Annotated in this window: 20 protein-coding genes; 14 read left to right on the top strand and 6 right to left on the bottom strand. The window is 62.4% G+C overall.

The window, feature by feature from the left end; all coding sequences use genetic code 11:
* Positions 1-148: 148 nt before the first annotated feature.
* The 5 genes from VNX23_RS02275 to VNX23_RS02255 all read left to right on the top strand — a co-directional run bounded on the left by VNX23_RS02275 (position 149) and on the right by VNX23_RS02255 (position 6,399).
* On the top strand, positions 149-2,368 hold the full coding sequence (locus VNX23_RS02275) for an NAD(P)-binding protein (RefSeq protein WP_325627542.1): 2,220 nt from the start codon (positions 149-151) through the stop codon (positions 2,366-2,368).
* Between the two features lie 32 nt (positions 2,369-2,400).
* Positions 2,401-3,210: a hypothetical protein gene (locus VNX23_RS02270; protein ID WP_325627540.1), complete on the top strand. Its 810-nt coding sequence runs from the start codon at positions 2,401-2,403 to the stop codon at positions 3,208-3,210.
* Between the two features lie 52 nt (positions 3,211-3,262).
* A complete protein-coding gene (locus VNX23_RS02265; RefSeq protein ID WP_325627538.1) occupies positions 3,263-4,279 on the top strand; it encodes a polyprenyl synthetase family protein in 1,017 nt (338 codons plus the stop codon).
* Positions 4,280-4,354: 75 nt separating this feature from the next.
* Positions 4,355-5,440 (top strand): saccharopine dehydrogenase family protein, encoded by a 1,086-nt coding sequence (locus VNX23_RS02260; protein WP_325627536.1) that lies wholly within the window; start codon positions 4,355-4,357, stop codon positions 5,438-5,440.
* Positions 5,437-6,399 carry an acetoacetate decarboxylase family protein gene (locus tag VNX23_RS02255; protein WP_325627534.1) on the top strand — a complete coding sequence of 321 codons (963 nt, stop codon included), beginning with the start codon at positions 5,437-5,439 and terminating at the stop codon, positions 6,397-6,399. The genes VNX23_RS02260 and VNX23_RS02255 overlap by 4 nt, the downstream gene beginning before the upstream one ends.
* A 221-nt stretch (positions 6,400-6,620) precedes the next feature.
* Here VNX23_RS02255 and VNX23_RS02250 read toward each other — a convergent pair whose 3' ends face one another.
* From VNX23_RS02250 to VNX23_RS02240, 3 genes are all read right to left on the bottom strand, one after another.
* Positions 6,621-7,946 (bottom strand): M20/M25/M40 family metallo-hydrolase, encoded by a 1,326-nt coding sequence (locus tag VNX23_RS02250; protein ID WP_325627532.1) that lies wholly within the window; start codon positions 7,944-7,946, stop codon positions 6,621-6,623.
* Positions 7,947-7,975: 29 nt separating this feature from the next.
* Positions 7,976-8,491 (bottom strand): hypothetical protein, encoded by a 516-nt coding sequence (locus VNX23_RS02245; protein ID WP_325627530.1) that lies wholly within the window; start codon positions 8,489-8,491, stop codon positions 7,976-7,978.
* A 158-nt stretch (positions 8,492-8,649) separates the two neighbouring features.
* Positions 8,650-10,194: an acetolactate synthase large subunit gene (locus tag VNX23_RS02240; RefSeq protein WP_325627528.1), complete on the bottom strand. Its 1,545-nt coding sequence runs from the start codon at positions 10,192-10,194 to the stop codon at positions 8,650-8,652.
* Between the two features lie 335 nt (positions 10,195-10,529).
* On the opposite strand from VNX23_RS02240, the gene VNX23_RS02235 reads away from it, so the two are divergent.
* Positions 10,530-11,243: a L,D-transpeptidase gene (locus VNX23_RS02235; protein WP_414642937.1), complete on the top strand. Its 714-nt coding sequence runs from the start codon at positions 10,530-10,532 to the stop codon at positions 11,241-11,243.
* A gap of 213 nt (positions 11,244-11,456) precedes the next feature.
* Here the strand turns inward: VNX23_RS02235 and VNX23_RS02230 are convergent, their stop codons facing one another.
* Positions 11,457-12,629, bottom strand: a complete 1,173-nt coding sequence (locus tag VNX23_RS02230; RefSeq protein ID WP_325627523.1) for an isovaleryl-CoA dehydrogenase — start codon at positions 12,627-12,629, stop codon at positions 11,457-11,459.
* Positions 12,630-12,946: 317 nt separating this feature from the next.
* Here VNX23_RS02230 and VNX23_RS02225 point away from each other — a divergent pair, with 317 nt between their 5' ends.
* From VNX23_RS02225 to mdlC, 6 genes are all read left to right on the top strand, one after another.
* Positions 12,947-14,221: a cytochrome P450 gene (locus VNX23_RS02225; RefSeq protein WP_325627521.1), complete on the top strand. Its 1,275-nt coding sequence runs from the start codon at positions 12,947-12,949 to the stop codon at positions 14,219-14,221.
* On the top strand, positions 14,218-14,655 hold the full coding sequence (locus VNX23_RS02220) for a PaaI family thioesterase (protein WP_325627519.1): 438 nt from the start codon (positions 14,218-14,220) through the stop codon (positions 14,653-14,655). The genes VNX23_RS02225 and VNX23_RS02220 overlap by 4 nt, the downstream gene beginning before the upstream one ends.
* Positions 14,652-15,821: an acyl-CoA dehydrogenase family protein gene (locus VNX23_RS02215; protein ID WP_325627517.1), complete on the top strand. Its 1,170-nt coding sequence runs from the start codon at positions 14,652-14,654 to the stop codon at positions 15,819-15,821. The genes VNX23_RS02220 and VNX23_RS02215 overlap by 4 nt, the downstream gene beginning before the upstream one ends.
* 337 nt (positions 15,822-16,158) lie before the next feature.
* Positions 16,159-17,298 (top strand): CaiB/BaiF CoA-transferase family protein, encoded by a 1,140-nt coding sequence (locus VNX23_RS02210; RefSeq protein WP_325627515.1) that lies wholly within the window; start codon positions 16,159-16,161, stop codon positions 17,296-17,298.
* Entirely contained in the window at positions 17,295-18,137 is an 843-nt protein-coding gene (locus VNX23_RS02205; protein ID WP_325627513.1) for an FAS1-like dehydratase domain-containing protein, read from the top strand. Before VNX23_RS02210 ends, VNX23_RS02205 begins: the two co-directional genes overlap by 4 nt.
* Before the next feature lie 98 nt (positions 18,138-18,235).
* Positions 18,236-19,861, top strand: a complete 1,626-nt coding sequence (mdlC, locus tag VNX23_RS02200) for a benzoylformate decarboxylase (RefSeq protein ID WP_325627511.1) — start codon at positions 18,236-18,238, stop codon at positions 19,859-19,861.
* A 117-nt stretch (positions 19,862-19,978) separates the two neighbouring features.
* Here the strand turns inward: mdlC and VNX23_RS02195 are convergent, their stop codons facing one another.
* The gene (locus VNX23_RS02195) at positions 19,979-20,773 is read right to left on the bottom strand and encodes an SDR family oxidoreductase (RefSeq protein WP_325627509.1); all 795 of its coding nucleotides are present in this window, start codon (positions 20,771-20,773) and stop codon (positions 19,979-19,981) included.
* A 28-nt stretch (positions 20,774-20,801) separates the two neighbouring features.
* Positions 20,802-21,497 (bottom strand): PAQR family membrane homeostasis protein TrhA, encoded by a 696-nt coding sequence (gene trhA, locus VNX23_RS02190; protein ID WP_325627507.1) that lies wholly within the window; start codon positions 21,495-21,497, stop codon positions 20,802-20,804.
* Between the two features lie 197 nt (positions 21,498-21,694).
* On the opposite strand from trhA, the gene VNX23_RS02185 reads away from it, so the two are divergent.
* A complete protein-coding gene (locus VNX23_RS02185; protein WP_325627569.1) occupies positions 21,695-23,158 on the top strand; it encodes a YcjX family protein in 1,464 nt (487 codons plus the stop codon).
* Complete coding sequence (locus VNX23_RS02180) at positions 23,155-24,189, top strand: TIGR01620 family protein (protein WP_325627505.1); 1,035 nt, start codon at positions 23,155-23,157, stop codon at positions 24,187-24,189. Before VNX23_RS02185 ends, VNX23_RS02180 begins: the two co-directional genes overlap by 4 nt.
* The last annotated feature ends 87 nt before the right edge of the window (positions 24,190-24,276 follow it).

Below are 24,276 nucleotides of genomic sequence, written 5' to 3'. Positions count from 1 at the left end.
ACGAACGCTCGGTTGCCTGCACAAGGTCCGTCAATCGAAGGTAAAGGCCTTTTCGGCGCTGAAAAAGCATGTAACATGGGGAGTGAAATAGCCTTGCGACAAACGGCCGCGACACCTCGTGCAGCAACAGCGAAATGGGGAAGCGTCAGTGGGAAACCGAAAGCCCATAGAGGTCGCAATCATAGGCGGCGGCTGCGCGTCGATTGCGGCGGCTTTTGAACTGACCAGGCCCAGGCACAAGGGCGCTTATCACGTCACCATCTATCAGATCGGCTGGAGGTTGGGCGGCAAGGGCGCGTCCGGCCGCGGCCCTGCGGGACGTATCGAGGAGCACGGGCTGCACGTCTGGCTCGGATGCTACGACAATGCGTTCCGGTTGCTGCGCCAATGCTACGAGGAGTTGAACGCAAAGACGAAGGCAAAAAACCGAAGTGCGAAGGCGCGAGACACAAGAAAACGCCGGCGGCGAGACTGGCGTGAGTTCTTCCTCCCGGACTCGCATATAGCGGCCGCCGGCACGTCAGCGCATGGCGGCTGGATCAACTGGGCGGCGCATTTTCCTCCGGCGCCGGGGCTGCCCGGCGACGCTTTCCACGAACAGAATCCCTTCGCCCTGAGCCACTATCTGGCGCGCGCCGTTTCGCTGTTGCGGACCCTGCTGCTTGGCCTCGAAACGTTCCGCGCATCCAGCACGGCGAACGCGGATGTGGATCGGGACTCGGAGCCAAGTGCCGGCCAAGGCGACCCGGTCGACATCGCCGCAAGAATCGCAGGCCTTTTGCGCGTCGGCGCGCTGGCTTCGGCTGCGATTGCGGTCGAAGCACTGGCGCTGATAGAGGCCGCGCTCAAATCGATGCCGAAAGTGCCTGAAAGTTTGCTGCTTCCGGCGCTGGAAGCAATCGCATCGGCGCTTCGCAAGCAATTCGAAGCGATCGTCGCAAGCGATGACCACACGCGATATCAGTGGGAGATCATCGACCTGGTCCTGGCCAATCTCGTTGGTGCCGTTCGCTACAAGCTGCTCACCGACCCGCGGGGTTTAGATGCCATCGATCATCTCGATCACCGGGAGTGGCTGCGCGAGAACGGCGCCTCCGAGCGCGCGCTCAACTCCCCGTTCACGCGCGTTCTCTACGATACGGCGATGGCTTACGAGGGTGGGGATGAGGGCCGACCCGCCATTGCCGCCGGCGCCGCCTTGCGCGGAACGCTGCGGTTTTTCTTCACCTATCGCGGCGCGCTGTTATGGAAAATGCGCGCCGGGATGGGCGACGTGGTGTTCGCGCCCTTTTACGAAGTCCTGCGGGCCCGCGGCGCGACTTTCAAGTTCTTTCACCGGCTACGCAACGTCAGACTGGCGGATGCGAATGAGCTTGAACCCGGTGAAAAGCCGCATGTCGAAGCGCTCGAATTCGATATCCAGGCCGAGACGCTTGGAGCGCGCGAATATCAGCCGCTGGTCGACGTCAAGGACATGCCATGCTGGCCCGCCGGACCGGATCTTTCCCAATTGAAGGCCGGCGCGCGGATGCGGCGCGAGGGCCGGGATTTCGAGTCCCACTGGGATCGCCGAAAGGCAAGGACATGCGAACTGAAGGTGACGCGCGATTTCGACTTCGTGGTGCTCGGCATCGGTATCGGCGCGCTGCCTTCTGTCTGCGGCGAGATCATCGCCACGAACGCCCGCTGGCGCGCCATGGTCGAGCGTGTCAAGACCGTCGCCACACAGGCTTTCCAGATCTGGCTTGCCGCCGACCTTCAGGAGCTCGGCTGGGAAATCCCGCCGGTCACGCTGACGAGCTTCGTCAAACCGTTCGACACCTGGTCCGACATGGGTCACGTGGTGCCGGCCGAGAACTGGCACCGTCCACTGCCGCGCACATCTGCCTATTTCTGCAACGTGCTGGCCGACCCGCGGCGCGAGCCGGATGCAGACGACATCGACTATCCGAAACGTCGCCGCGACGAAGTGCGAAACAACGCGATCGAGTTTCTCAACCGCGACATCGAGAATCTGTGGCCGAACGCGAAGGGACGCGGAGGCGAATTTCGCTGGGAATTGCTGGTCGATCCAGATGCGAAGACGAAGGGTGGGAAGCGCGCAACACGCGGTCGCTTCGGCACGCAATACTGGACGGCGAACGTCAACCCTTCCGACCGCTACGTGCTTTCGGTGCCCGGCAGCGCCAGCCATCGCATTTCGCCGCTCGACAATACTTACGACAATTTGACCATAGCCGGCGACTGGACGGATTGCAGCCTCAATCTCGGATGCGTCGAGGCCGCCGTGATGTCCGGCCGACTCGCGTCGCACGCGATTTCCGGCTTTCCCGCACTTGAAGACATTATCGGTTTTGATCACCCATGATTAGTTGATCCATAGCCCCAAGGGGATGCGACATGGCAAAAAAATCCACTACCAGGCGTACAAGCGAGCGGCTGCGGCGCAACGATCCCGATCGGGAAGCTCCGCTCCGACGCGCAACCCGCATCATGCTCAGCGCGAACAACCAGAACGACAAGAAGACCAGCGACGGTCCGGCGCCGCGAATTTCGGAAAGCCTGCAGCGGGCGATCAGCAGCATGGTCCAGCAAAGCTCCTCTTTCATCGAGGAACAAATCGAAGCCGGACGCGGCGCCGCGGAGCGCATGCGCCACGGCATGACGAACACCGGGCAACTGAATGCCAACATCAACACGCTGGCCGAGAGCCTCGTCGCCGTTACCAGGGATATCGGCGTCACCTGGCTCGAACTGATATCGATGATTGTCCGTTCGATCGACGCGCAAGCCCCGCTTTCAGGCGGCCCCGGTGGCGGCGGCATTTCGCGCCCCCCGGCCAGGCGCGCCGGCACAGTGACGCGAACCGCAAAATCCGGCAGCGCCAGGACGCTCAGCAGTTTTACGCCTGCCGATGCTGAAATCCCTGGCGCGCCGCCTCATATCGTCGTGAAGGGGGCGAAGGCGAAACACGTGGCGCTCGATCTTCGCCCGTCTTCGGCGCGCTTCGTTCCCCTCGTGCGGCACCTCGTCCACAAGGACCCAGGGCATTCGCTCGACGCGAAATTCACCCGCAGTTCCGACCCGCTCCGCCTCGTGCTCGTCATAGACGTTCCCGACGACCAGAAGCCAGGCACCTACACTGGCGTCGTCGTCGACAGCAGCACCAACGAAGCGGGAGGAACGATCAGTGTCACGGTCGCGGACTAGGGCGCGAAAGTCGCCAAAGCCGCAACGTCATGCGGCGACGAAACGAGGTGGCATGTCCTCGCTCGTCGCCGACACGCTTGAGGAATACGGCTCGAGCACGCGCCAGGCGATGGCGGACTATTTGCCCAACGGTTACCCGGCGCGGCATCTGTACGAGCCGCTTGCCGACTATCCCCGGCGCGCCGGCAAGATGATGCGGCCAAGCATCTGCATCGCAACCGCGCGGGCGTTCGGCGCCAGTCAGGCCGACGCTATCCGTTCGGCTGCGGCGATCGAATTGTTGCACAATGCGATGCTGATCCACGACGACATCCAGGACGGCAGTGAATTGCGCCGCGGCCGACCTACGTTGCACGTGCTGCACGGCGTACCACTGGCGATCAACGCCGGCGATGCGCTGTTCCTTCTCAGTCTCCGGCCGCTGTTCGACAATGTCGGCGTTTTCGGAAGTCTCTTGGGCCTGCGTATCCTGCGCGAGATGGAACAGGTCGCCTGGCACTCGCTCGAAGGGCAAGCGATCGAGCTCGGCTGGATCCGTGAAAACGTCCTCGATCTGGAGGATGACGATTATCTCAACATGGTTCTGAGAAAGACCTGCTGGCTCGCGACCATTCATCCTTCCCGCGTCGGCGCGCTGATCGGGAGCCGCGGCGCCCTCGATCTCGAACCGTTCATCCGTTTCGGCTTTTATCTCGGTGCCGCCTTCCAGATTCAGGACGATCTGCTCAATCTGGCGCCCGATCCGCGTTACGGCAAGGAAATGAATGGCGACCTGCTGGAAGGCAAGCGCAGTCTGCTTCTCATTCACGCCTATCGTCACGCTTCGCGCGCCGAGCGCGACAGGCTGAGCCGGTTGTTCCGCCGCCCGCGCGAGCAGCGCAATGAGGAGGATGTCGCCTTCGTGTTGTCGCTGATCGCGGAGCGCGGGTCGATCGATTATGTGCGCCAGTTTGCCCACGCGCTCGCCGGCGCCGCCTTGCATCAATCCGATTCGATTTACGGCGGCCTTCCACCCTCCAGAGACAGGGAGTTCATCCACGGTCTGGCGACCTGGATCTTCAATCGCTGAAGCCGAAAATCCGGGAAGATCGGCCGTCGAAACCGATAGACCTGAATCCAGGTGCGACGCTTGCGGGAGGAATGATTGCGCGGTCGCGTATTGATCTACGGGGCGACGGGCTACACCGGCCGGTTGATTGCCGAACGGCTGCGGAATTCGCGCCGCCACCTTGTCGTCGCCGGTCGAACGCCGGATCGGGTGCAGGCGCTGGCCGCCGAGCTTGGCGTCGCGGGGGAGGTGATGGCGATCGACGACGCGGAAGCGCTCGATTCCGCGCTCGAAGATGTCGATGTCCTGATCAATGCCGCCAGCCCGTTCGCATTGACGGCGCCCGCGTTGATCGAATCCTGCCTGCGCACGAACACCCACTATCTCGACATTGCCGGTGAGCTGCCGGTATTTTTGAATGCCTTTCTCCATGACGAGGCGGCCCGCGGGCGCGGCATCATGATCATGCCAGGCGCCGGATTTGGCGTCGTGGCCTCCGATTGCCTGGCGGTGCACGTGGCAGCGCTGGTCCCCAACGCGAAATATCTGCGCGTCGCGGTGCGGCCCGGTTCGATCTCGCGGGGGAGTTTTCGATCGGCGCTTGAGGTTGCCAATTCGCCGCTCAGCATCCGAAGAAACGGAAAATTGACGCTGCTGCCCGTCGGGAGATTGCAGCGCGCCTTCGATTTTGGTGACGGCGAGACGGAAAGCGTTGCCGTGAGCTGGGCCGATGTCTTCACCGCCTATCACTCGACCGGCATCCGCAACATCGAGGCCTATTTCGAAGCTGGCTTTGCCGCGCGCGCCCTCTATCAGCTTGGCGCGGGTGTCGCTGGCGCCATGCAGCTCAGGCCCGTCAGGGCGCTGATCGATGCCGTCGCCGGCGCGTGGCCCGAAGGCCCCTCCGAGGTCCGGCGCCAATCGGAAAGGTGCGTCGTCGTGGCCGAAGCCGAAGACTCGTGGAGGCAAGTCAGAGGCGCGCGCCTCGAAACTCCGGACGGCTACAGTTTCACGGCTGAGGCGGCCGCCACAATCGCAAAGCGCATCATCGGCGGGGACTTTGTCTCCGGCTTTCAGACTCCGGCAAGGGTCTACGGCGCCGATCTGGCGCTTCAGTTCAAGGGAACGAGTCGCAACGAACTGAGGCGGTCATTTTCCGCACAAGAAAGGACAATGCCATGATTCAATTCATTCAGCGGCCCGATAATCCGGAGATTCCCCCGCCATACAAATTTCCCGGCATCACGATCATGAGCTTTCAGCTGCCGGCGAAGCTGGCAAACCTTCAACATCTCTGCAACGAGATGCTCAACATCGGCTCGCTGGCGGATCGCGGCTTCGAATACCGGGCATTCACCGACTTCGTCGACATGGAGATCGTGACCTATCCGAAGATGATGTTCGATGAGGAGCCATTTTCCGGCTGGGGATATGCCAGCCAGCAGGAAATCTATTTTCGTTTCTATGTCTGGAAATTCAACCTGTTCGGCGGCCTGCTGTTTCCGGAGCTGTTTCCAGAATTTTTCTTCCCGTTCATGTTTGTGGACAATCCCTGGTCGATGACAAGCGGCCGCAACGTCATCGGATTTCCAAAAGTGATGGCAAAGTTCGATCCCACGCCCGCGCTGGGTCTCGATCCCCTTCGGTTCACGGTTTCGGCGATGGTGATGAAAGCGCATTCACCGCAGACCATGCTCGATTGGGCACCGATTGTCGAAATAGAGCCCGGCGCGACCGCTCAAGCGAAAACCCCTCAGGGCGGCTGGCCGTGGGCCGGACTGGGCGCCGAGGCAGAAGCTGCGCTCGCCAAGGAGTTCTCCGATCCCTATCTCGTCGCAAACCTGCAGACGCTGCTCGACGACCTTCCAAGCCTTTACACGACCGTTCAGCTCAAGCAATTCCGCGACCTGCCGACCAACGCCTGCTTCCAGGCTGTGGTGAACACGCCGTTCATGCCCGAAAACGTCCAGATACCGAAGCTCCTGCCGCCTGTGACGATCACCGTCCACAAATATGCGAGCCTCGATATACCGGGAAGCCTGGGATTCGCGGCCGGCCAGCCACTGCACCCCTCGCTGCAGTATCAGGTTTCCCTGGATATGAGCATGAGCCACGGCGAAAATATTTTCATCAACGGCTGATGCGAGCGGCTGGAGGTGACTGCAGCAATCGGTTCGCTGCTCGAACTTGCGCCGGCGCCAAACGCTCACCTTGTCCAGCGGTGAGGCGCGTTCGTGCCAGATCATGATACGATTAAATGGAATCGCATCATGATCTCATCCTTTTTGAGCATGATCTCCGCGCAAACGCTTTCCGCGTTTGTCGCGAGGGAAAACCGGTTTCCACTTTTCCGGATCATGCTCTATTTTTCCCGACGCACGGCGAGTGCCGGCCTGGTCGCGCCGTCGAGCCCGGTGAGCACCAGGGCCGTCAGGAGCGCGCTTTGCGGACCCAGATAGGCATCGACCGGCTTGTACCATTCATTGCGCGAATGCCAGTTTCCGCCTTCCCCGCCGCCGCCGATGGTGACCGCAGGAATTCCCATAGACATCGCGAGATTGGAATCCGTGCTCGATCCGGCAAAGGTCACGCGCGGTTCTCGCGTGAGCACGGTTACGGCGCGTTGCGTGGCCTGCAGGATCGGCGAATCCATCGCGACGATCCCGGCCGGACGATCGCCGATCAGTTTGATGTCGACGGAGAGCTTGTCGGAATTCCAGCGCGCATTTTCCTCGACCACGGCCTCTCGGACGAGATCGAGCAGGCGGCCCTCGAGCTTGAGCAATTCCTCCGTCGAATTCGAGCGCATGTCGACCGCCATTTTCGCTTCCGCCGCGATGGCGTTGACCGAAGTGCCGCCGCTCACGGTGCCGACGGTAAAGGTGGTTTTGGGATCGGAAGGCGTCTGCAACTCCGAGATCTTCGCAATGGCGCGTCCCATGGCATGGATCGCGCTCGGCAATCCGAACTCCTGAAAACTGTGACCGCCGGGCCCCTTGAAGGTCATTTCGTAGCGGTGGCTTCCGGTCGCCTGATTGACGACCCTGGTGACGCCGAGACCGTCGATCGAAATGAATCCGTCGATGTCGGCGTGATCGCGAAACAGGGCTCGCACTCCCCTGAGATTACCGAGTTCTTCCTCGCCGACGGTGCCGACGAACACCAAATCGCCGACGGTTGCGATGGCGTTTGCGTTGAGCGACTTGATCATCGAGAGCAGCGCGGCCAGACCGCGGGAATCATCGCCGATCCCGGGCGCAAGAATGACGCCGTCCTTTTCCTTCACCGTCACGTCGGTCCCTTCCTGGAAGACGGTGTCGAGATGGGCCGAGACCACGAGCTTCGGCCTGCCGGTGCCGCTGCCTTTGCGTAACGCAATCACATTGCCCTCGGTATCGATTGCGGCGTCGTTGAAGCCGAGTTCCACAAAACGCTTGAGAAAATATTCGGCCCGCTGCCTCTCCTTGTATGGCGGAGCCGGAATTTCCGTGATGCGTTTCTGTTCGGCAAAGGCGTGAACGTCATCGGCCTTGATGTCCTCGAGCGCCTTGATCACCTTCGGGTTGGCGAGAATGGCTTGAGAGGCGGCATCGATCGCCGAGCCCGCACCCGGCGCCTGCGCGGCGACCGGCACCGAACCCGAAAGCCACAGCGCGGTGATCAAGATCGAACGTCTGAAAACTTTCATTCGCGAGTCCTGCCTTCCGCCACGGCCCCTCACCCCGTGCCCAGGCCCGCACCCTTCAGCCGACGGGAGAACCAGAGCGACAATTCGGGGTCGGGGTAGCCCGCTACATACACTTCCGACCTGCTAACCCTGTTTTTTTCCAGAGTCAAAATCATGCCGATCCAGTAGGCGAACCACAGATGCGGATCGGTGAGCGCACGCAGCTTCTGCTGGTCGTGTTCCAGCGGCTGGTGGTTGCCGGCCTTCCTGACCTCGATGGCGAGCAGGTTGTTGGGGACATCGCGCTGGTGCACGACGATGTCGGGATAGATCGATTTGCCGAGATGATCGTCGGTTGAAACGATGGTGCCGCGCGGAAGCCGCAGCGTGCGCGCGCCCAGCCGGTCGTAGTCGCAATCGACGTTGAAACCGGCAAACTGTCTTTCCAGGTGCACCGCCAGCCGATGGGTCAGCGTGCGCTCGCCGAGATCGTGTTCGAACAGGAAGGTTTCTTGCGCGTAAAATTCGCGCAAGGCGGCGACGACCTTGTCCAGCTCGGCTTGCATAGGGTCCCCGGAGACTTCGCAACCTTTCCGGTCTCTCTAGGCCAAATGTTAGCCGTCATGGCCGGGCTTGTCCCAGCTATCCCTGTCTTTCTTTCTTCGGATACTTAAGACGTGGATGCCCGGGACAAGCCCGGGCATGACGAGCGGTCGGGTCTTCCTCACATCTGCACTTCGATCAGCCGCGGTCCGCGCTCGGGGATGGCTTCGGCAAGCGCGACGACCAATTCGTCCGCGGTCGCAACCGCGCGCGCCGCAACCCCCATGCCTTTGGCGAGCGCGACAAAGTCGAGCGTGGGGCGGTCGATCCTGAGCATGTCGAGCGCGCGCTGTCCGGGCTCGCCGGCGCCGACGCCGTCGAACTCGCCGCGCAGGATCTGGTAGATACGATTGGCAAACACGATGGTGGTAACGTTGAGGCCCTCGCGCGCCTGCGTCCACAGCGATTGCAGCGTGTACATGGCGCTGCCGTCGCCGACCATGCAGATCACCTTGCGGTCGGGACACGCCACCGCGGCGCCGGTGGCAATGGGCGTGGAAAATCCGATCGAGCCGCCCATGTTCTGCAGCCAGTCGTGGGGTGCGGCGGCGGCCGTCGGCGGAAAGAAGCCGCGCCCGGTGGTGATGGATTCATCGACCAGAATCGCATTTTCCGGGATCGCCATCGCGATCGCCATCGCGATCGAGGGATAGGTCAGCGCGCCGGTCGGCTTCTTGAGCTCGACCATCGGTTGCGGTCTGGCGTCGGAGGGTTTTGCGCCAAGCGCAGAGGCCAGCGCCTCGAGCGCGGCGACCGAATTCTCCCCGCTAGAAGTCATGCGGTGGACCTCGCAACCTTCAGGCTTCAACTGGCTCGGCTTGTTCGGGTAGGCGAAAAACGCCACCGGGTCGGCGGATTCGACCAGGATGATGTGTTTGAAGTCTTTGAGGATCGGCAGCGCCTGTTCGATCACATAGGGAATGCGGTCGATCGAAAACCGCCCGCGCCCGCGCGCCATGCGCGGATTATAGGTCTGACCCATCACCTTGCAGCCGCTCTTGCCGGCGATCTGTGCCGCAAGTGCCAACCCGTTTTCGGTGAGCACCCCGCCGGTCAGGAGCAGAAGCGTCGGCTCGCCCTTGCGCAGCACTTTGGCCGCGCTCTCCACCGCCTGCGGCGAGAAAGTCGGACGCTGTGATTGTTGTGGCACCTGTGCGACGCCGTCGGCTTCGTTCCACGCGGTGTCGGCCGGCAGGATCAGGGTCGCGATCTGGGGCGGATTGCTCCGGGCCGCGGCAATTGCGGCTGCGCCGTCCGCCGCCACGGATTTGGCATCCGGCGAAGTCCGCACCCAGGCCGACATCGGCCGCGCCAGGCCTTCGATATCGGAGGTCAAGGGCGCGTTGTAGCCGATGTGGTAGACGGCGTGCTGGCCGACGATATTGACGATGCCGGAATTGGCCTTCTTGGCGTTGTGCAAATTGGCAAGCCCGTTGGCAAGGCCTGGACCGAGATGCAACAGCGTCGAGGCCGGCTTGCCCTTCATGCGGAAATAGCCGTCGGCCGCGCCCGTCACCACGCCCTCGAACAGGCCGAGCACGCAGCGCATGCCTTCGACGCGGTCAAGCGCGGCGACGAAATGCATCTCGGAAGTGCCCGGATTGGTGAAGCAGACGTCAACTCCGCCCGCGACCAGGGTCCGCACCAGACTTTCCGCACCATTCATCGTTCTACTCCCGTCCCCGCGCTCTTGATCGCACCTCATCGAGATACCTAGATCATGATGCGATCAATCGCATCATGATCTCATCTCTTTGTTTGAGCATGATCTTTTCGGAAAACCGGTTTCCACTTTTCCGGATCATGCTCTAAAGGGATCAACCACTCCTTTGGGGTTTCGTCAAAGGGTTCCGGACGCATTGCTGGCAATCGCCCACAAGGGCGTTTTGGTTAACCGCTGCATTCAAAACTCGCATGGCTGGCCGCCTCACTGCTTGCGAAATTGCGCCGATTATGGCCTGACTCGATGCCCAAGATCGCTCTTTGCTTGCGAGGAACGAAATGACACGGGCTTTTGCATCACGCTCTTTTGCTTTCTTGTTTGCTTTCCTGACTTTGGCGGTGATTGTACTGGTGGATACCTCTCCGGCGCGCGCCCAGGGCAGCGACTTTTTTGATTTCTTCGGGCGGGGCAACTCGCGGGGCGGCCCCACTTACACCTACAGGAGCAGCCCGGGTTATAGCCCTGGTTATTATGGCGGAAATTCCGGCTATTACGGCGGCGGCGGCCCCTCGATTTTTGGCCGTGGCGGCGGCTCGTATTACGGCGGGTCTCCGATTCAGCGCGAGTTGGTGAGCGCCCCCGGCTCCTTTGCCCCCGGCACGATTTACATCAATACCGCCGAGCGGCGGCTTTACCTGATGCTCGGCAATGGCCAGGCGCTGCGTTATGGGATCGGCGTCGGCCGCGAGGGTTTTGGCTGGGCCGGCACCCACCGCGTCACCGCGAAAAAGGAATGGCCGAGCTGGACGCCGCCAAGGGAAATGCTGGCGCGGCGGCCGGACCTGCCGCACTACATGCCAGGCGGCATCGAAAATCCGCTGGGCGCGCGCGCATTGTATCTCGGCTCGACGCTCTATCGCATCCACGGCTCCAACGAGCCGGAGACGATCGGGCAAGCGGTGTCATCCGGCTGCATCCGCATGACCAACGAAGACGTCGTCGATCTCTACAATCGCGTCAGGATCGGCACGGTCGTGGTCGTGCGGAATTAGGATCGTTTGCGGTTCTCTCGCCCCGCCATGGCCGGGCAAAAGCGCCAACGGGTCCGCGCGAAGCGCGGCCCGATGACAGGCTCCGCGCGTCTTCGCGTTAGATGACCCGGCCATCCACGTCTTCCGCCGCGAGAGAAAAAGTAAGACGTGGATCACCGCGACAGGCGCGGTGATGACAACTTCCTTGCGGAACTATTAGCTCTTGGCAACGCCCTACGCCGATTTCTCGAACAATTCCCGTCCGATCAGCATGCGGCGGATTTCGGAGGTGCCGGCGCCGATTTCATAAAGCTTGGCGTCGCGCAAGAGCCGCCCGGTCGGATAGTCGTTGATGTAACCATTGCCGCCGAGCAATTGGATCGCATCGAGCGCGCATTGGGTGGCCTTCTCCGAGGCATAGAGAATGGCGCCGGCAGCGTCTTCGCGCGTGGTCTCGCCGCGGTCGCAGGCCTTAGCCACCGCATAGACATAGGCGCGCGAGGCATTCATGGTCGTGTACATGTCGGCAATCTTGCCCTGGACGAGCTGGAAGCTGCCGATCGGCTGGCCGAACTGCTTGCGCTCGTGCACGTAAGGCATGACCACGTCGAAGCAGGCCTGCATGATGCCCAAGGGACCCGCCGCCAGCACCGCGCGCTCATAGTCGAGGCCGGACATCAGCACATTGGCACCACGGCCGACGTCGCCGAGCACGTTTTCATCCGGCACTTCGCAATCCTCGAACACCAGCTCGCCCGTATCCGAGCCGCGCATGCCAAGCTTGTCGAGCTTCTGCGCGGTGGAAAAACCCTTCATGCCCTTTTCGATGATGAAGGCGGTGATGCCGCGCGGCCCGGCCGAAGGATCGGTCTTGGCATAGACCACCAGCGTTTCCGCCAGCGGGCCGTTGGTGATCCACATCTTGGCGCCGTTGACGATGTAGCGATCGCCTTTCTTCTCGGCACGCGTCGTCATCGACACCACGTCGGAACCGGCGCCGGGTTCGGACATCGCCAGCGCTCCGACATGATCGCCGGAGATCAGCTTGGGCAGATATTTCTTCTTCTGCGCGTCGCTGCCGTTGCGCCTGATCTGGTTGACGCAGAGATTCGAGTGGGCGCCATAGGACAGGCCGACCGCGGCGGATGCGCGCGAAATCTCCTCCATCGCCACGCAATGCTCGAGATAGCCGAGCCCGGAGCCGCCATACTCTTCCTCGACCGTAATTCCGTGCAGGCCGAGCGCGCCGAGCTTCGGCCACAGGTCCCTGGGAAACTGGTTGGTCTTGTCGATTTCATCGGCGCGCGGCGCAATCTCATGGCTGGAGAAATCGTGGACGGTTTCGCGCAGCGCATCCGCGGTTTCACCGAGATCGAAATTGAACATCCGATACGCGTTGGGGATCATGGCGGAAGGCCTTTCGGAAACAAGATTCTCACTCATCAGCTTGTCACGGGCGCCGGCGGCTGAGAAGGGGCTTTCCGGATTACCGGCAGCTTGAGCCGAAGGAGCGAAAATGCCTCAAAACTCTCTCTTGCCCTGATGCGCGCAAGGGGATGTAATTCGTGCCCACAAACACCCTCCGGACGAGAACCACGGAGGGACATTCAAGGGAACAGCCGGCCCATGCGCGCAACCTTCGAGGGTGAGCCAATCCTGCAAACGTGTGTGCGTGAGCGCGAAAGAGCGCATCGCCGGCTGAGCGTGTTCGGGATTGATCGATCATGAATATCCAGACATCTGCCAGTGTAAAGAAAGAGGCGCTGCAGCGCGCCGCGCGCGAAGCCGCCTATTCGATGCCGCTGAAGGATTTCCACCCCGGCGCGCCGCAGCTGTTCCGCGACGATACGCTGTGGCCGTTTTTCGAGCGGCTGCGCAAGGAAGAGCCGGTGCATTACTGCACCAACTCGCCGATCGAACCCTATTGGTCGGTGACCAGATACAACGACATCATGCATGTCGACACTAGCCACGGCGTCTTCTCTTCTGATGTCTCGCTCGGCGGTATCTCGATCCGCGACGTTCCCCCCGGCTATGACTGGCCGAGTTTTATTGCGATGGACCAGCCGCGGCATTCGGCACAGCGCAAGACCGTGCAGCCGATGTTCACTCCCGGACATCTGGACGAACTGGCAATCCTGATCCGCAAACGAACCTGCAAGGTGCTCGATTCACTGCCGCGCAACGAGACCTTCAACTTCGTCGATCTGGTCTCGATCGAATTGACCACCCAGATGCTGGCCACGCTGTTCGACTTTCCGTTCGAGGAACGCCGCAAGCTGACCCGCTGGTCCGACGTCTCCACGGCGCTACCGAAAGGCGGCGTGGTCGAATCCGCCGAACAGCGCCGCGCCGAGATGGACGAGTGCGCGGCCTATTTCACAAAACTCTGGAACGAACGCGTCAACGCCGAGCCGAGAAATGACCTGATCTCGATGATGGCGCATAGCGAGGCCACGCGCTACATGGAGCCCGACAATCTCATGGGCAACATCGTGCTCTTGATCGTCGGCGGCAACGACACCACGCGCAACACCATGAGCGGCTCGGTGCTGGCGCTCAACGAACATCCCGACCAATATCGGAAGCTGCGCGAAAACCCCGCTTTGATCGATTCCATGGTTCCGGAAGTCATTCGCTGGCAGACTCCGCTGGCGCATATGCGGCGCACCGCGCTGGTCGACACCGAGGTTGGCGGCAAGACAATCCGCAAGGGCGACCGCGTGGTGATGTGGTACGTCTCGGGAAACCGCGACGAAGAGGTCATCGAGAGGCCCAACGAGTTCATCATCGACCGCGCCCGACCGCGCATCCATCTGTCGTTCGGCTTCGGCATCCACCGCTGCGTCGGCATGAGGCTCGCCGAACTGCAGCTGCGGATCGTATGGGAGGAGATCCTCAGGCGGTTTGAGCGGATCGAGGTGGTCGGCGAGCCGAAACGGGTCTATTCGAGTTTTGTCCGAGGTATCGAGCAGTTACCCGTGCGCATCCCGGCATGAGCCAGGGCCTCAACCCGCCTAGCCTCGCCGAGGCGATCAACGCCAAGGGATTTTCGGGCGCGGCGGGATTTCGCGTCGCAGCGCTAGAGCCGGGATATGCGGAGCTCGCACTGTCGCGCCGCGACGATCTCCTGCAGTTCTTCGGCCATTTTCACGGCGGCGTGATCACGGCCCTGGCCGACCAGGCGGCGGGAATGGCCGTGACGTCCAGCCTGCCCAAGGGGCGGATCGGAGTCACGGTCGAGCTGAAGATCAATTTCCTCGAGCCGGCCAGCGGCACCGAGTTGTTGGCGCGGGCGAAAACCCTGAAAATGTCAGGCTCGATCGGGGTTGCCACGGTCGAAATCTTCAGCAAAGACGGAGGCGCAGAAACCCTCTGCGCATTCTGCACCGCCACGATGCGCGCCCTCGATCTTCCAGCCGAGTTCCGATGACAGCCGTGGATCACGACGACGAATACGCCGACATCCGCGATGCGGTGGCAAAACTCTGCGGCCAATTCCCCGGCGAATACTGGCGCAAGCTCGACCGCGAAATGGCCTATCCGAAAGCGTTTGTCGATGCGCTGACGGAAGCAGGTTACCTCTCCGTGCTAATCCCCGAGGAATATGGCGGCGCCGGGCTAAAACTGTCGGCCGGAACCGCGATCCTGGAAGAGATCCACCGCGCCGGCTGCAACGCCGGCGCCTGCCATGCCCAGATGTACACCATGGGCACGCTGTTGCGGCATGGCAGCGAGGAGCAGAAGGCGAAATGGCTGCCGAAGGTCGCAAGCGGTGAGTTGCGGCTGCAGGCGTTCGGCGTCACCGAGCCGACCAGCGGCACCGATACCTCGTCGCTGAAGACGTTTGCGCGGCGCGAAGGCAACGACAGCTACGTCGTCAACGGCCAGAAGATCTGGACCAGCCGCGCCGAATATTCCGACCTGATGATCCTTTTGGCGCGCACCACGCCGAAGGAGAAGGCGAAGAAACGCACCGAGGGCCTGTCGGTCCTCATCGTCGACATGAAGGCGGCCAAGGATCATGGGCTTTCGATCAGCCCGATCCGCACCATGATGAACCATTCGACCACGGAAGTCTTCTTCACCGATCTCAAGGTGCCGGCGGAAAACCTGATCGGCGAGGAAGGCAAGGGCTTTCGCTACATCCTCTCCGGCATGAATGCCGAGCGCATCCTGATCGCGGCCGAATGCGTTGGCGATGCCAAATGGTTCATCGACAAGGCCTCGAACTATGCGAGGGAACGCGCGGTGTTCGGCCGCCCGATCGGGCAAAATCAGGGCATTCAGTTCCCGATCGCGAAGGCCTATGCCGCCATGCGCGCGGCCGAGCTGATGGTCAAGGAAGCGACCCGCAAATACGAAGCGGGGCTCGATTGCGGCGCCGAGGCCAACATGGCCAAGATGCTCGCGGCCGACGCCTCGTGGGAAGCGGCGAATGCCTGCGTGCAGACCCATGGCGGTTTTGGATTTGCGGAGGAATACGATGTCGAGCGCAAGTTCCGCGAAACGCGCCTCTACCAGGTTGCGCCGATCTCGACCAATCTCGTTCTGTCCTTCATCGCCGAGCATGTGCTAGGCATGCCCCGCTCCTACTAGTGATCCGATTCCAACATTCGCTTCCCGTTGCGGCGGACGCCTTTGCGAATGTTGGAATCAAAGGATCGCTGGCAAATTTGGGTTTCCAGTGTCCTGGTTCCGAAGTTCGCATCGTTTTGCGGCGATCTCGTTTGCGAACTTCGGAATCGAAAGGACACTGGCAAGCCATTGTTTCTAGTGTGGCTTTGGTTCAGAAGTCCGCATGACGAACTCGCGGGCTGCAATGATACGGACTTTTGAACCGCCACACTGGTGGAGTTTAGGATTTGACATTCGCTTTACGAGTCTGCAGCTAGGTGGCTGGCGAATGTCAAATCCACTCCATTAGAGCTAGATTATGCTGCCACTTGAGGGAATAACCGTCATCGCCGTCGAACAGGCCGTCGCCGCACCCTTCTGCTCTTCGCGTTTGGCGGACGCCGGCGCCCATGTGATCAAGGTGGAGCGCCCGGAGGGCGACTTCGCCCGCGGCTATGACGCCGCGGCGCGGGGCCAGAGCAGCTATTTCGTCTGGCTCAACCGCGGCAAGGATTCGCAAGTCATCGATCTCGCCACAAAGGAGGGCCGCGGCCAGCTCGAAAGGCTGATCGCGGGCGCCGACGTGCTGTTGCAGAATCTCAAACCGGGCTCGATGGACAAGCTCGGCTTTTCGATTGAGCGGCTGAAGAAGGATTACCCGGCGCTCATCTTGTGCACCATTTCCGGCTATGGCGATGAGGGCCCTTACGCGCATCGCAAGGCCTATGATCTTCTGATCCAGGCCGAAAGCGGGCTTGCCTCGATCACCGGCGGGCCGGACGGCCCCTCGCGCGTCGGCCTGTCGATCGTCGATATCGCGACCGGCGCGACCGCGCACGCCGCCATTCTCGAAGCGCTGATCAAACGCTCAAAGAGCGGCAAGGGAGCCGATATTCGCATTTCGATGTTCGACGTGATGGCCGACTGGCTCACCGTGCCGCTGCTCAATTTCGAAGCTGGCCAACCGCCGCAGCGGATGGGGCTCGCCCACCCCTCGATTTCGCCCTACGGCGTGTTCCGTTCCAAAGACGGCAAGGACATCCTGATTTCGATCCAGAGCGAACGCGAATGGAAGAAATTGTGCGCCGACGTCCTCGGCCGGCCCGAATTGCCCAACGATGCCCGTTTCGCCAGCATGGTGGAGCGTGTGCGCAACCGTCACCTCACCGACGGCATGGTCGGCGAAATCTTTGCGACCATGACGCGCGATGAGCTTTTGCAGCGCCTGGCCGATGCCGACATCGCGTTTGCCGAGGTCAACACCATGGCCGGTCTTGCCACCCATCCGCATCTGCGTCGCATCGAGGTCGGCACGCCGAACGGCCCGGTGACCTATCCCGCGCCTGCCGCGATCGTCGTCGACGAGCCTCGCCACTACGGCGCAGTACCCGGAATCGGCGAACGCCCGGGTGCTGCGAAATCCGAAAAGGCTGTTCCGACAGGGATCAAATCGTCATGACCGAGAAGCCCGACCTGGAACATTTGCGCAGATGGATCGGCCGCAGCACACAGGTTTCCGACATCGTCACCGCGCAACAAGTGAAAGGCCTGCGCGCCACGCTTTTTCTCGACATCGGCGAACCAAAAAAGGGCGATGCCGCTCCCTTCACCATGCATTGGTGCCTGGCACCGCCGGTTTTCCCGATGTCCGAGCTTGGAGCGGACGGGCACCCGGCGCGCGGCGGCTTCCTGCCGCCGGTGCCGCTGCCGCGACGGATGTGGGCCGGTGGCGAGCTCGAATTCTTCGATACCTTGTGTGTCGGCGATGAAGTGACACGGACCTCGCGCATTGCCGAGGTGACGATGAAGACCGGCTCAACCGGCCAGCTGTGCTTCGTCTCGGTCGATCACCTGGTCACCACGCCGCGCGGCACGGCGATCCGTGAACGTCAGGACATCGTCTATCGCGATGTCTCGACGACGCCACCGGCAAAGGCAGCGCCGCCGCCCGTGCCCCAGCACCGCGAAACCCATATGGCCGATACCGTGCTGTTGTTCCGCTATTCGGCGCTCACCTTCAACGGCCACCGTATCCATTACGACCGCGACTATGTCACCAAGGTCGAAGGCTATCCGGGGCTGATCTTCCACGGCCCGATGCAGGCAGCGCTGTTGGTGGAATTTGCTGCGAAACTGCATGGCGGCGCTGCGCCGAAAAAATTCAGCTATCGCGGCGTGCAGCCTTTGTTCGAAGGCTCGGAGTTTTCCGTCAACGCCAGCACGAGCGACAACGGCATGGAATTGTGGACGGCGAATTCGCAAGGTCAGCCGACCATGAAGGGCACCGCGACGTGGTGATGACTGGCCCGTCATTCCGGGGCGATGCGAAGCAACCCGGAATCTCGAGATTCCGGGTCTGGTGCTTGCGCACCATCCCGGAATGACGGAGTAGGTTTTTGCCCCGCAAGCCAAGCGAAATCTCCAGCGCGCAAGTCACCGTCAAACACGCCACCCTGGACCTGCTGCGCGCGTTCGGCATCCGCAAGGTGTTCGGCAATCCCGGCTCGACCGAATTGCCGTTTCTGAGCGACTGGCCCGACGATATCGATTATGTGCTGGGCTTGCAGGAGGCCTCGGTGGTCGGCATGGCCGACGGTTACGCGCAGGCGACGCGCAACGCGGGCTTCGTCAATCTGCATTCGGCGGCTGGCCTTGGCAACGCACTCGGCAATATCTTCACCGCGCATCGCAACCAGACGCCGCTCGTCATCACCGCGGGCCAGCAGGCGCGCTCGATTCTCCCCCTGCAGCCCTTTCTCTATGCCGAGCGCGCGTCGGAATTTCCGCGACCATACGTCAAATTCTCGATCGAGCCGGCGCGCGCGGAGGATGTTCCGGCAGCGATCGCACGCGCCTATTACGTCGCGATGCAGCCGCCGTGCGGGCCGACCTTCGTTTCGGTGCCGATCGACGACTGGACGCGTCCAACCCAAGCGGTGAAAGCGCGCAGCGTGAGGAGCGAAATCAACCCCGACAGCGATGCCATGAAAGATCTCGCCTCGGCACTCTCGGCAAGCAAACGGCCGGCACTTGTCGTCGGCCCTGCCATCGATCGCGCGCGAGCGGTCGAGCTGATGGTGCGCCTTGCCGAGAAGACGCGCGCCGCCGTCTGGGTCAGCCCGTTTTCGGCGCGCTGCAGTTTTCCGGAAAGGCACCCGCAATTTGCAGGCTTTCTCCAAGCCTCGCCGGGGCAATTGTCGGATGCCCTGCGGGGTCATGATCTCGTCGTGGTGATCGGCGCGCCGGTTTTCACCTTTCATGTCGAAGGCCACGCCTCGATCTTCGATGGCGCCACCAGCCTGTTCCAGATCACCGACGATGGCGACGCGGCATCGATGACGCCGGTCGGCACCAGCATCATCGCCGGCATCAGGAGCGCGCTTTCGATGCTGCTCGAGATGCTGGGCGAGACCAGGCGCGCGGTGCCGAGGGGGCGCACCCTGCCGCCTGCCCCGCGCGCTACCGATCCGATTTCCGCCGAATATGCACTGCACGCGCTCTCCTCCGCCATGCGTGAGGACGCCGTGCTGATCGAGGAAGCCCCCTCGCATCGCCCGGCGATGCAACAATTTTTGCCGATGCGCGGGCAAGACAGTTTTTACACCATGGCGAGCGGCGGCCTCGGCTACGCCCTTCCCGCCGCGACCGGCATTTCGCTCGGCCGGCCGGATGTGAGGACCGTGTGCCTGATCGGCGACGGCTCGGCGATGTATTCGATCCAGGCCTTGTGGACGGCGGCGCAACGCAAGCTGCCGCTGACGATTCTCGTGCTCAACAATTCCGGCTACGGCGCGATGCGCTCGTTCAGCCAGGTGATGCAGGTCCGCCGCGTGCCCGGCCTTGACTTGCCGGACATCGATTTTGTGAAAATCGCGCAAGGCATGGGCTGCGACGCGGTTCGTGTCGCAAGATCGTCCGAGCTGGCGCCGGCGCTGACGCGCGCGCTCATCCACGAGGGTACGAGCCTGGTCGAGGTGATCGTGGATTCAGCGGTGCCACTGCTTTACGAGCGGAAGGATTGAAGAGCACTGTCATTCCGGGATGGTGCGTCAGCACCAGACCTCAGATGCGCAATTGCGCATCGGGGAATCTCGAGATTCCGGGTTCGCGCTGGCGCATCGCCCCGGAATGACCTTCGGTCACTTCCCGTGCTCTTCCCGCATCCTGGCCTGGATCTTCGCCATGCCCGAGATCCAGCGGTCGTAATTCTCGGTCTTTTTGCGCATGTAGCCGAGCACCTGCGGGTGCGGCAAAATCAGAAACGTCTCCTGCTCGATGCCGGCGAGCGCATCCTGCGCCACCTGCTCCGGCGAAAGGTCGCCATCGCCGGATTGCGGCCCCTTCGGGATAGAGCGCAGCATGTTGGTGTCGACCCCTTGCGGACACAGGATCGAGACCTTGATGCCGTGCGCCTTGTGCGAGATCGCGAGATTCTCCGCAAAACCGACCGCGGCGTGTTTGGTGGTCGAATAAGCGGGGCTGCCGACCTGCGAGAGCAGGCCTGCCGCGGAAATCGTGTTGAGGAAATAGCCGCCGCCGCGCGCCTTGAAGCGCGGGACCAGATGCCGCGCGGCATAGACATGCGCCATCACGTGAATGGCAAAGCTTCGCGCGAACGGTTCGTCGGAATCGCCGCCGGCATTTTCGGAACAGGGATCGAAGCCGCCGCCGATGCCGGCATTGGAACAGAACAAGGCGATCGGGCCGAACATCCGCTCGGTTGCCTCGATCACATGGAGAACGTCCTTCTCCTGCGCAACATCGCATTTGAAGGCTGCGCCGCCGATCAGGCCGGCAACGGCCCTGGCACCGGCGGATTCCTTGTCGGCGACCACCACCTTGGCGGCGCCCGCGCGATGAAAGGCTTCGCAGAGTGCGCGGCCAATGCCATTGGCGCCGCCGGTGACGACCACGACCTTGCCACTCACCTGCATGGCGGCACCTGTGATTTTGAAAGCGGTATCAGGCCAGCACGAGATTGAGCACGGCGGTGTAGTGGCACGCCGCGCCCAGCAGCACGAAAGAATGCCAGATCACGTTCTGAAAGCGAAGCCGCTGCCATGCGTGGAAGATTACCCCGAAACTGTAGAGCAGGCCACCGGCGATAAGAAACCAGAACGCCAGTTGCGGCAGCGAGGACAGGCAGGCGTCGTAGGCGATCGCCCCGCTCCACCCCATTGCGAGGTAGAGACCAACCGACACGCGATCGAAACGTCCCGGGAAAAACAGCTTCAGCAGGATGCCGACCGCCGCCACGCCCCAGACGCCGGCCAACAACGACATCGCAAAGGCCCGATCCGGCATCTTGGCAAAAACCGGCGTATAGGTTGCGGCGATCAGGATGTAGATCGCGGCGTGGTCGAACCGGCGCAGCAGCCATTTGCGCCGCGATACCGGCCACAGATTATAGGCAGCGGAAAACCCGAGCATCGTGAGCAGCCCGGCCGCATAGACCGATACCAGCGCGACCTGGTAGGCGGAAGCGAACACGCCGGCGAGCACGATCAGGACGGTTGCGGCAATCAGTCCGCTGAACACGCCGATCCCGTGCACGATACCGTCGGCGATCAGTTCGGCCCGGTCGTAGTTCCAGCGGATGGCGCCGGCCGCCGCATGCGCCGAATTGGAGGCGATCTGCTTCAGTCTGAACACACTCATGACTCCCGACGAACTTCAACAACGCGGCAAATAGTACGGTCCCGGAGGTCAAGGAACCCCTAAAACGCTTCGGACAACTCTTCGGACAAGATCATGCCTGAAATATGAAAAACTTGATTTCGATCAATCAATTCGCCACCTTCCATTTGGTTCTCCTGCAATTTGCTTCCGGTAAAATAGAGTTTTTTCAGGCCCGCATGGCTCTGCAGTTTTCCGATATCGTGGAGGAAGCGCGCCTGTCGGCGCGGGCGTTGATGGATTTTGGCGAAAGCCTGTTCTCCCCGACGGTGCGGCTCGGCGTCACAGGGCTGTCGCGCGCTGGCAAGACGGTCTTCATCACGGCGCTGGTTCACGGCCTCACCCGCGGCGGCCGCTTTCCGGTGTTCGAGCCGTTCGCTTCGGGGCGCATCGCCCGCGCCCGGCTCGAACCGCAGCCGGACGACGCGGTGCCGCGCTTTGACTATGAGAACCACGTCCGCACCCTGATCGAGCAGCGGCAATGGCCGCACTCCACCGTCGATATCAGCGAGCTGCGGCTCGTGATCGACTATCAGCGGCAGAACGGCGCCGATCGCAATCTCACCCTCGACATCGTCGATTACCCCGGTGAATGGCTGCTCGATTTGCCGCTGCTGCACAAGAGCTACGAGCAATGGTCGAATGAAAGCCTTGCGTTGTCGCGCGGCAGCGCCCGCGCACCGCTGGCAAAAACCTGGCACGCGCATCTGGCAGGCTTGAGCGCCGAAGCGCCGGCCGACGAACAGGCAGCGCTTGCCGCCGCGCGGCTCTTCACCGATTATTTGCGGGCCTGCCGCGACGAGCGCTTCGCCATGAGCCTGCTGCCGCCCGGCCGCTTCCTGATGCCGGGCAATCTTGCCGGCTCGCCGGCGCTGACCTTTGCGCCACTCGATTTGCCAAAGCATGGCGCAGCGGTTGAAGGATCGCTGTGGGCGATGATGCGCCGGCGATACGAAGCCTACAAGGACGTGGTGGTGCGCCCGTTCTTCAGGGATCACTTTGCGCGACTGGATCGCCAGGTGGTTCTGGTCGACGCGCTCTCGGCGTTCAACTCGGGACCGGAAGCCCTTGTCGATCTCGAGGCGGCGCTCGGTGGCATCCTCGATTGCTTCAGGGTCGGTCGCGGAACGCTGTTCAGCGCCCTGTTCCGGCCGAGGATCGACCGCGTCCTGTTCGCCGCGACCAAGGCCGATCACCTGCATCATTCCAGCCATGACCGGCTTGAGGCGGTGCTGCGGCGCTCTGTTGCAAGGGCGGTGGCGAAAGCCGATACGAGCGGCGCCGAAATCGACGTCGTTGCGCTCTCCGCGGTCCGGGCCACGCGGGAGGCGCAGGTGGCGCGCGGCCGCGAAAGGCTGCCCTCGATCCTGGGAACGCCCACCTCGGGCGAGCAAGCGGGCAGTGAGACCTTCGACGGCAACACTGAAGTTGCGACCTTTCCGGGCGACCTGCCCGACGATCCCGAGGCACTTTTCAATGGCGCCTTTCGCGGGCTCTCGAGCGCCAGCGCCGAGAAGGCCGATTATCGCTTTCTTCGTTTTCGCCCGCCCCGCCTCGAAAATGACGGCCCGGAGGGCGCGGCGCTGCCTCATATTCGCCTTGACCGGGCGCTGCAGTTTTTGATCGGAGACAGGCTGCAATGAGCGAGCGCACCCATCACCGGCGGCCTGCGACCTTCAAACTCGACGAGGCCAGCGTGGTCGTGGTGGATCCGGACCATATGGGGCGCCCGGCGCGCGGCACCGTTCAGGTCACGCCGGAAAGCGAACCTTCGATGCTGCCGGTCACGGTCGAGGCGCCGCTCGTTCCGGTGACAAGAGGATTTCGCTGGGGAACGCTGTTCGCCATCGCAATCGCAGGCCTCGCCGCGCTCGGCCTTGGACTGGCGGTAACGCATCTGATCGAGGATCTCTTTGCACGCAGCGAAGGCCTCGGCTTTGTCGGATTGGCATTCACCTTTGCGGCGGCGGTTGCGTTTGTCGTGGTGGTTGCGCGCGAAGCCTTTGGCCTCATTCGTCTGGCCACGATCGAAAAGCTGCACCTGCGCGCAGCTCGCGTGCTCGCAAGCGACGACCGCAGCGAAAGCCGCGCCGTGGTGCGCGATCTCCTGAAGATTGCGCACCAGAATCCCCATTTGGCGCGCGCCCGCGCCGCGTTGCAGGGCCATGCCGACGACATCATCGACGGTGCCGACATGATCCGCCTTGCCGAGCGCGAATTGATGACGCCGCTCGATGCCGAAGCGCGGCGCCTGGTCTCGCTCGCCGCGCAACGCGTCTCGATCGTCACCGCGGTCAGCCCGCGCGCCTTGATCGATGTGGCCTTCGTGTTCGCGGCATCGCTTCGGCTGATCCGGCAGCTGGCGCGGCTCTACGGCGGGCGGCCCGGCGCGCTCGGCATGATCCGGCTGATGCGCCATGTCGTCTCGCATGTCGCAATCACCGGCGGCATGGCGGCCAGCGATAGCCTGGTCCAGCAGATGCTCGGCCATGGGCTGGCGGCGAAACTGTCGCAGCGGCTCGGCGAAGGCGTTCTCAACGGCCTGCTCACGGCCCGGCTTGGGCTCGCCGCCATCGACGTCACCCGCCCGCTGCCGTTCACCGCGCTGCCGCGGCCCTCGCTCACCGATCTTGCAAAGGACCTGTTGCGCAAGCGGGAGAGTGAAGAGGAGTGAGTTCGCTTCACGTCATGCGCGGGCTTGACCCGCGCATCCACGTCTTACTTCTTTTGCGGGAGCACAAAGACGTGGATGGCCGGGTCA

The sequence above is a fragment of the Bradyrhizobium sp. genome (assembly GCF_035570375.1).
Classification (GTDB): Bacteria; Pseudomonadota; Alphaproteobacteria; order Rhizobiales; family Xanthobacteraceae; genus Bradyrhizobium.
This window is presented reverse-complemented; position numbering and strand designations above follow the sequence as displayed.

What these genes read in the sequence shown, in the direction of transcription:
- VNX23_RS02270 (WP_325627540.1), top strand. Translation starts at nt 2,401, where the DNA reads ATGGCAAAAAAATCCACTACCAGGCGTACAAGCGAGCGGCTGCGGCGC.
- VNX23_RS02185 (WP_325627569.1), top strand. Translation starts at nt 21,695, where the DNA reads ATGGCTCTGCAGTTTTCCGATATCGTGGAGGAAGCGCGCCTGTCGGCG.
- VNX23_RS02195 (WP_325627509.1), bottom strand. Translation starts at nt 20,773, where the DNA reads ATGCAGGTGAGTGGCAAGGTCGTGGTCGTCACCGGCGGCGCCAATGGC.
- trhA (WP_325627507.1), bottom strand. Translation starts at nt 21,497, where the DNA reads ATGAGTGTGTTCAGACTGAAGCAGATCGCCTCCAATTCGGCGCATGCG.
- VNX23_RS02225 (WP_325627521.1), top strand. Translation starts at nt 12,947, where the DNA reads ATGAATATCCAGACATCTGCCAGTGTAAAGAAAGAGGCGCTGCAGCGC.
- VNX23_RS02265 (WP_325627538.1), top strand. Translation starts at nt 3,263, where the DNA reads ATGTCCTCGCTCGTCGCCGACACGCTTGAGGAATACGGCTCGAGCACG.
- VNX23_RS02240 (WP_325627528.1), bottom strand. Translation starts at nt 10,194, where the DNA reads ATGAATGGTGCGGAAAGTCTGGTGCGGACCCTGGTCGCGGGCGGAGTT.
- VNX23_RS02235 (WP_414642937.1), top strand. Translation starts at nt 10,530, where the DNA reads ATGACACGGGCTTTTGCATCACGCTCTTTTGCTTTCTTGTTTGCTTTC.
- VNX23_RS02180 (WP_325627505.1), top strand. Translation starts at nt 23,155, where the DNA reads ATGAGCGAGCGCACCCATCACCGGCGGCCTGCGACCTTCAAACTCGAC.
- VNX23_RS02215 (WP_325627517.1), top strand. Translation starts at nt 14,652, where the DNA reads ATGACAGCCGTGGATCACGACGACGAATACGCCGACATCCGCGATGCG.
- VNX23_RS02205 (WP_325627513.1), top strand. Translation starts at nt 17,295, where the DNA reads ATGACCGAGAAGCCCGACCTGGAACATTTGCGCAGATGGATCGGCCGC.
- VNX23_RS02220 (WP_325627519.1), top strand. Translation starts at nt 14,218, where the DNA reads ATGAGCCAGGGCCTCAACCCGCCTAGCCTCGCCGAGGCGATCAACGCC.
- VNX23_RS02230 (WP_325627523.1), bottom strand. Translation starts at nt 12,629, where the DNA reads ATGATCCCCAACGCGTATCGGATGTTCAATTTCGATCTCGGTGAAACC.
- VNX23_RS02250 (WP_325627532.1), bottom strand. Translation starts at nt 7,946, where the DNA reads ATGAAAGTTTTCAGACGTTCGATCTTGATCACCGCGCTGTGGCTTTCG.
- VNX23_RS02210 (WP_325627515.1), top strand. Translation starts at nt 16,159, where the DNA reads ATGCTGCCACTTGAGGGAATAACCGTCATCGCCGTCGAACAGGCCGTC.
- VNX23_RS02245 (WP_325627530.1), bottom strand. Translation starts at nt 8,491, where the DNA reads ATGCAAGCCGAGCTGGACAAGGTCGTCGCCGCCTTGCGCGAATTTTAC.
- VNX23_RS02255 (WP_325627534.1), top strand. Translation starts at nt 5,437, where the DNA reads ATGATTCAATTCATTCAGCGGCCCGATAATCCGGAGATTCCCCCGCCA.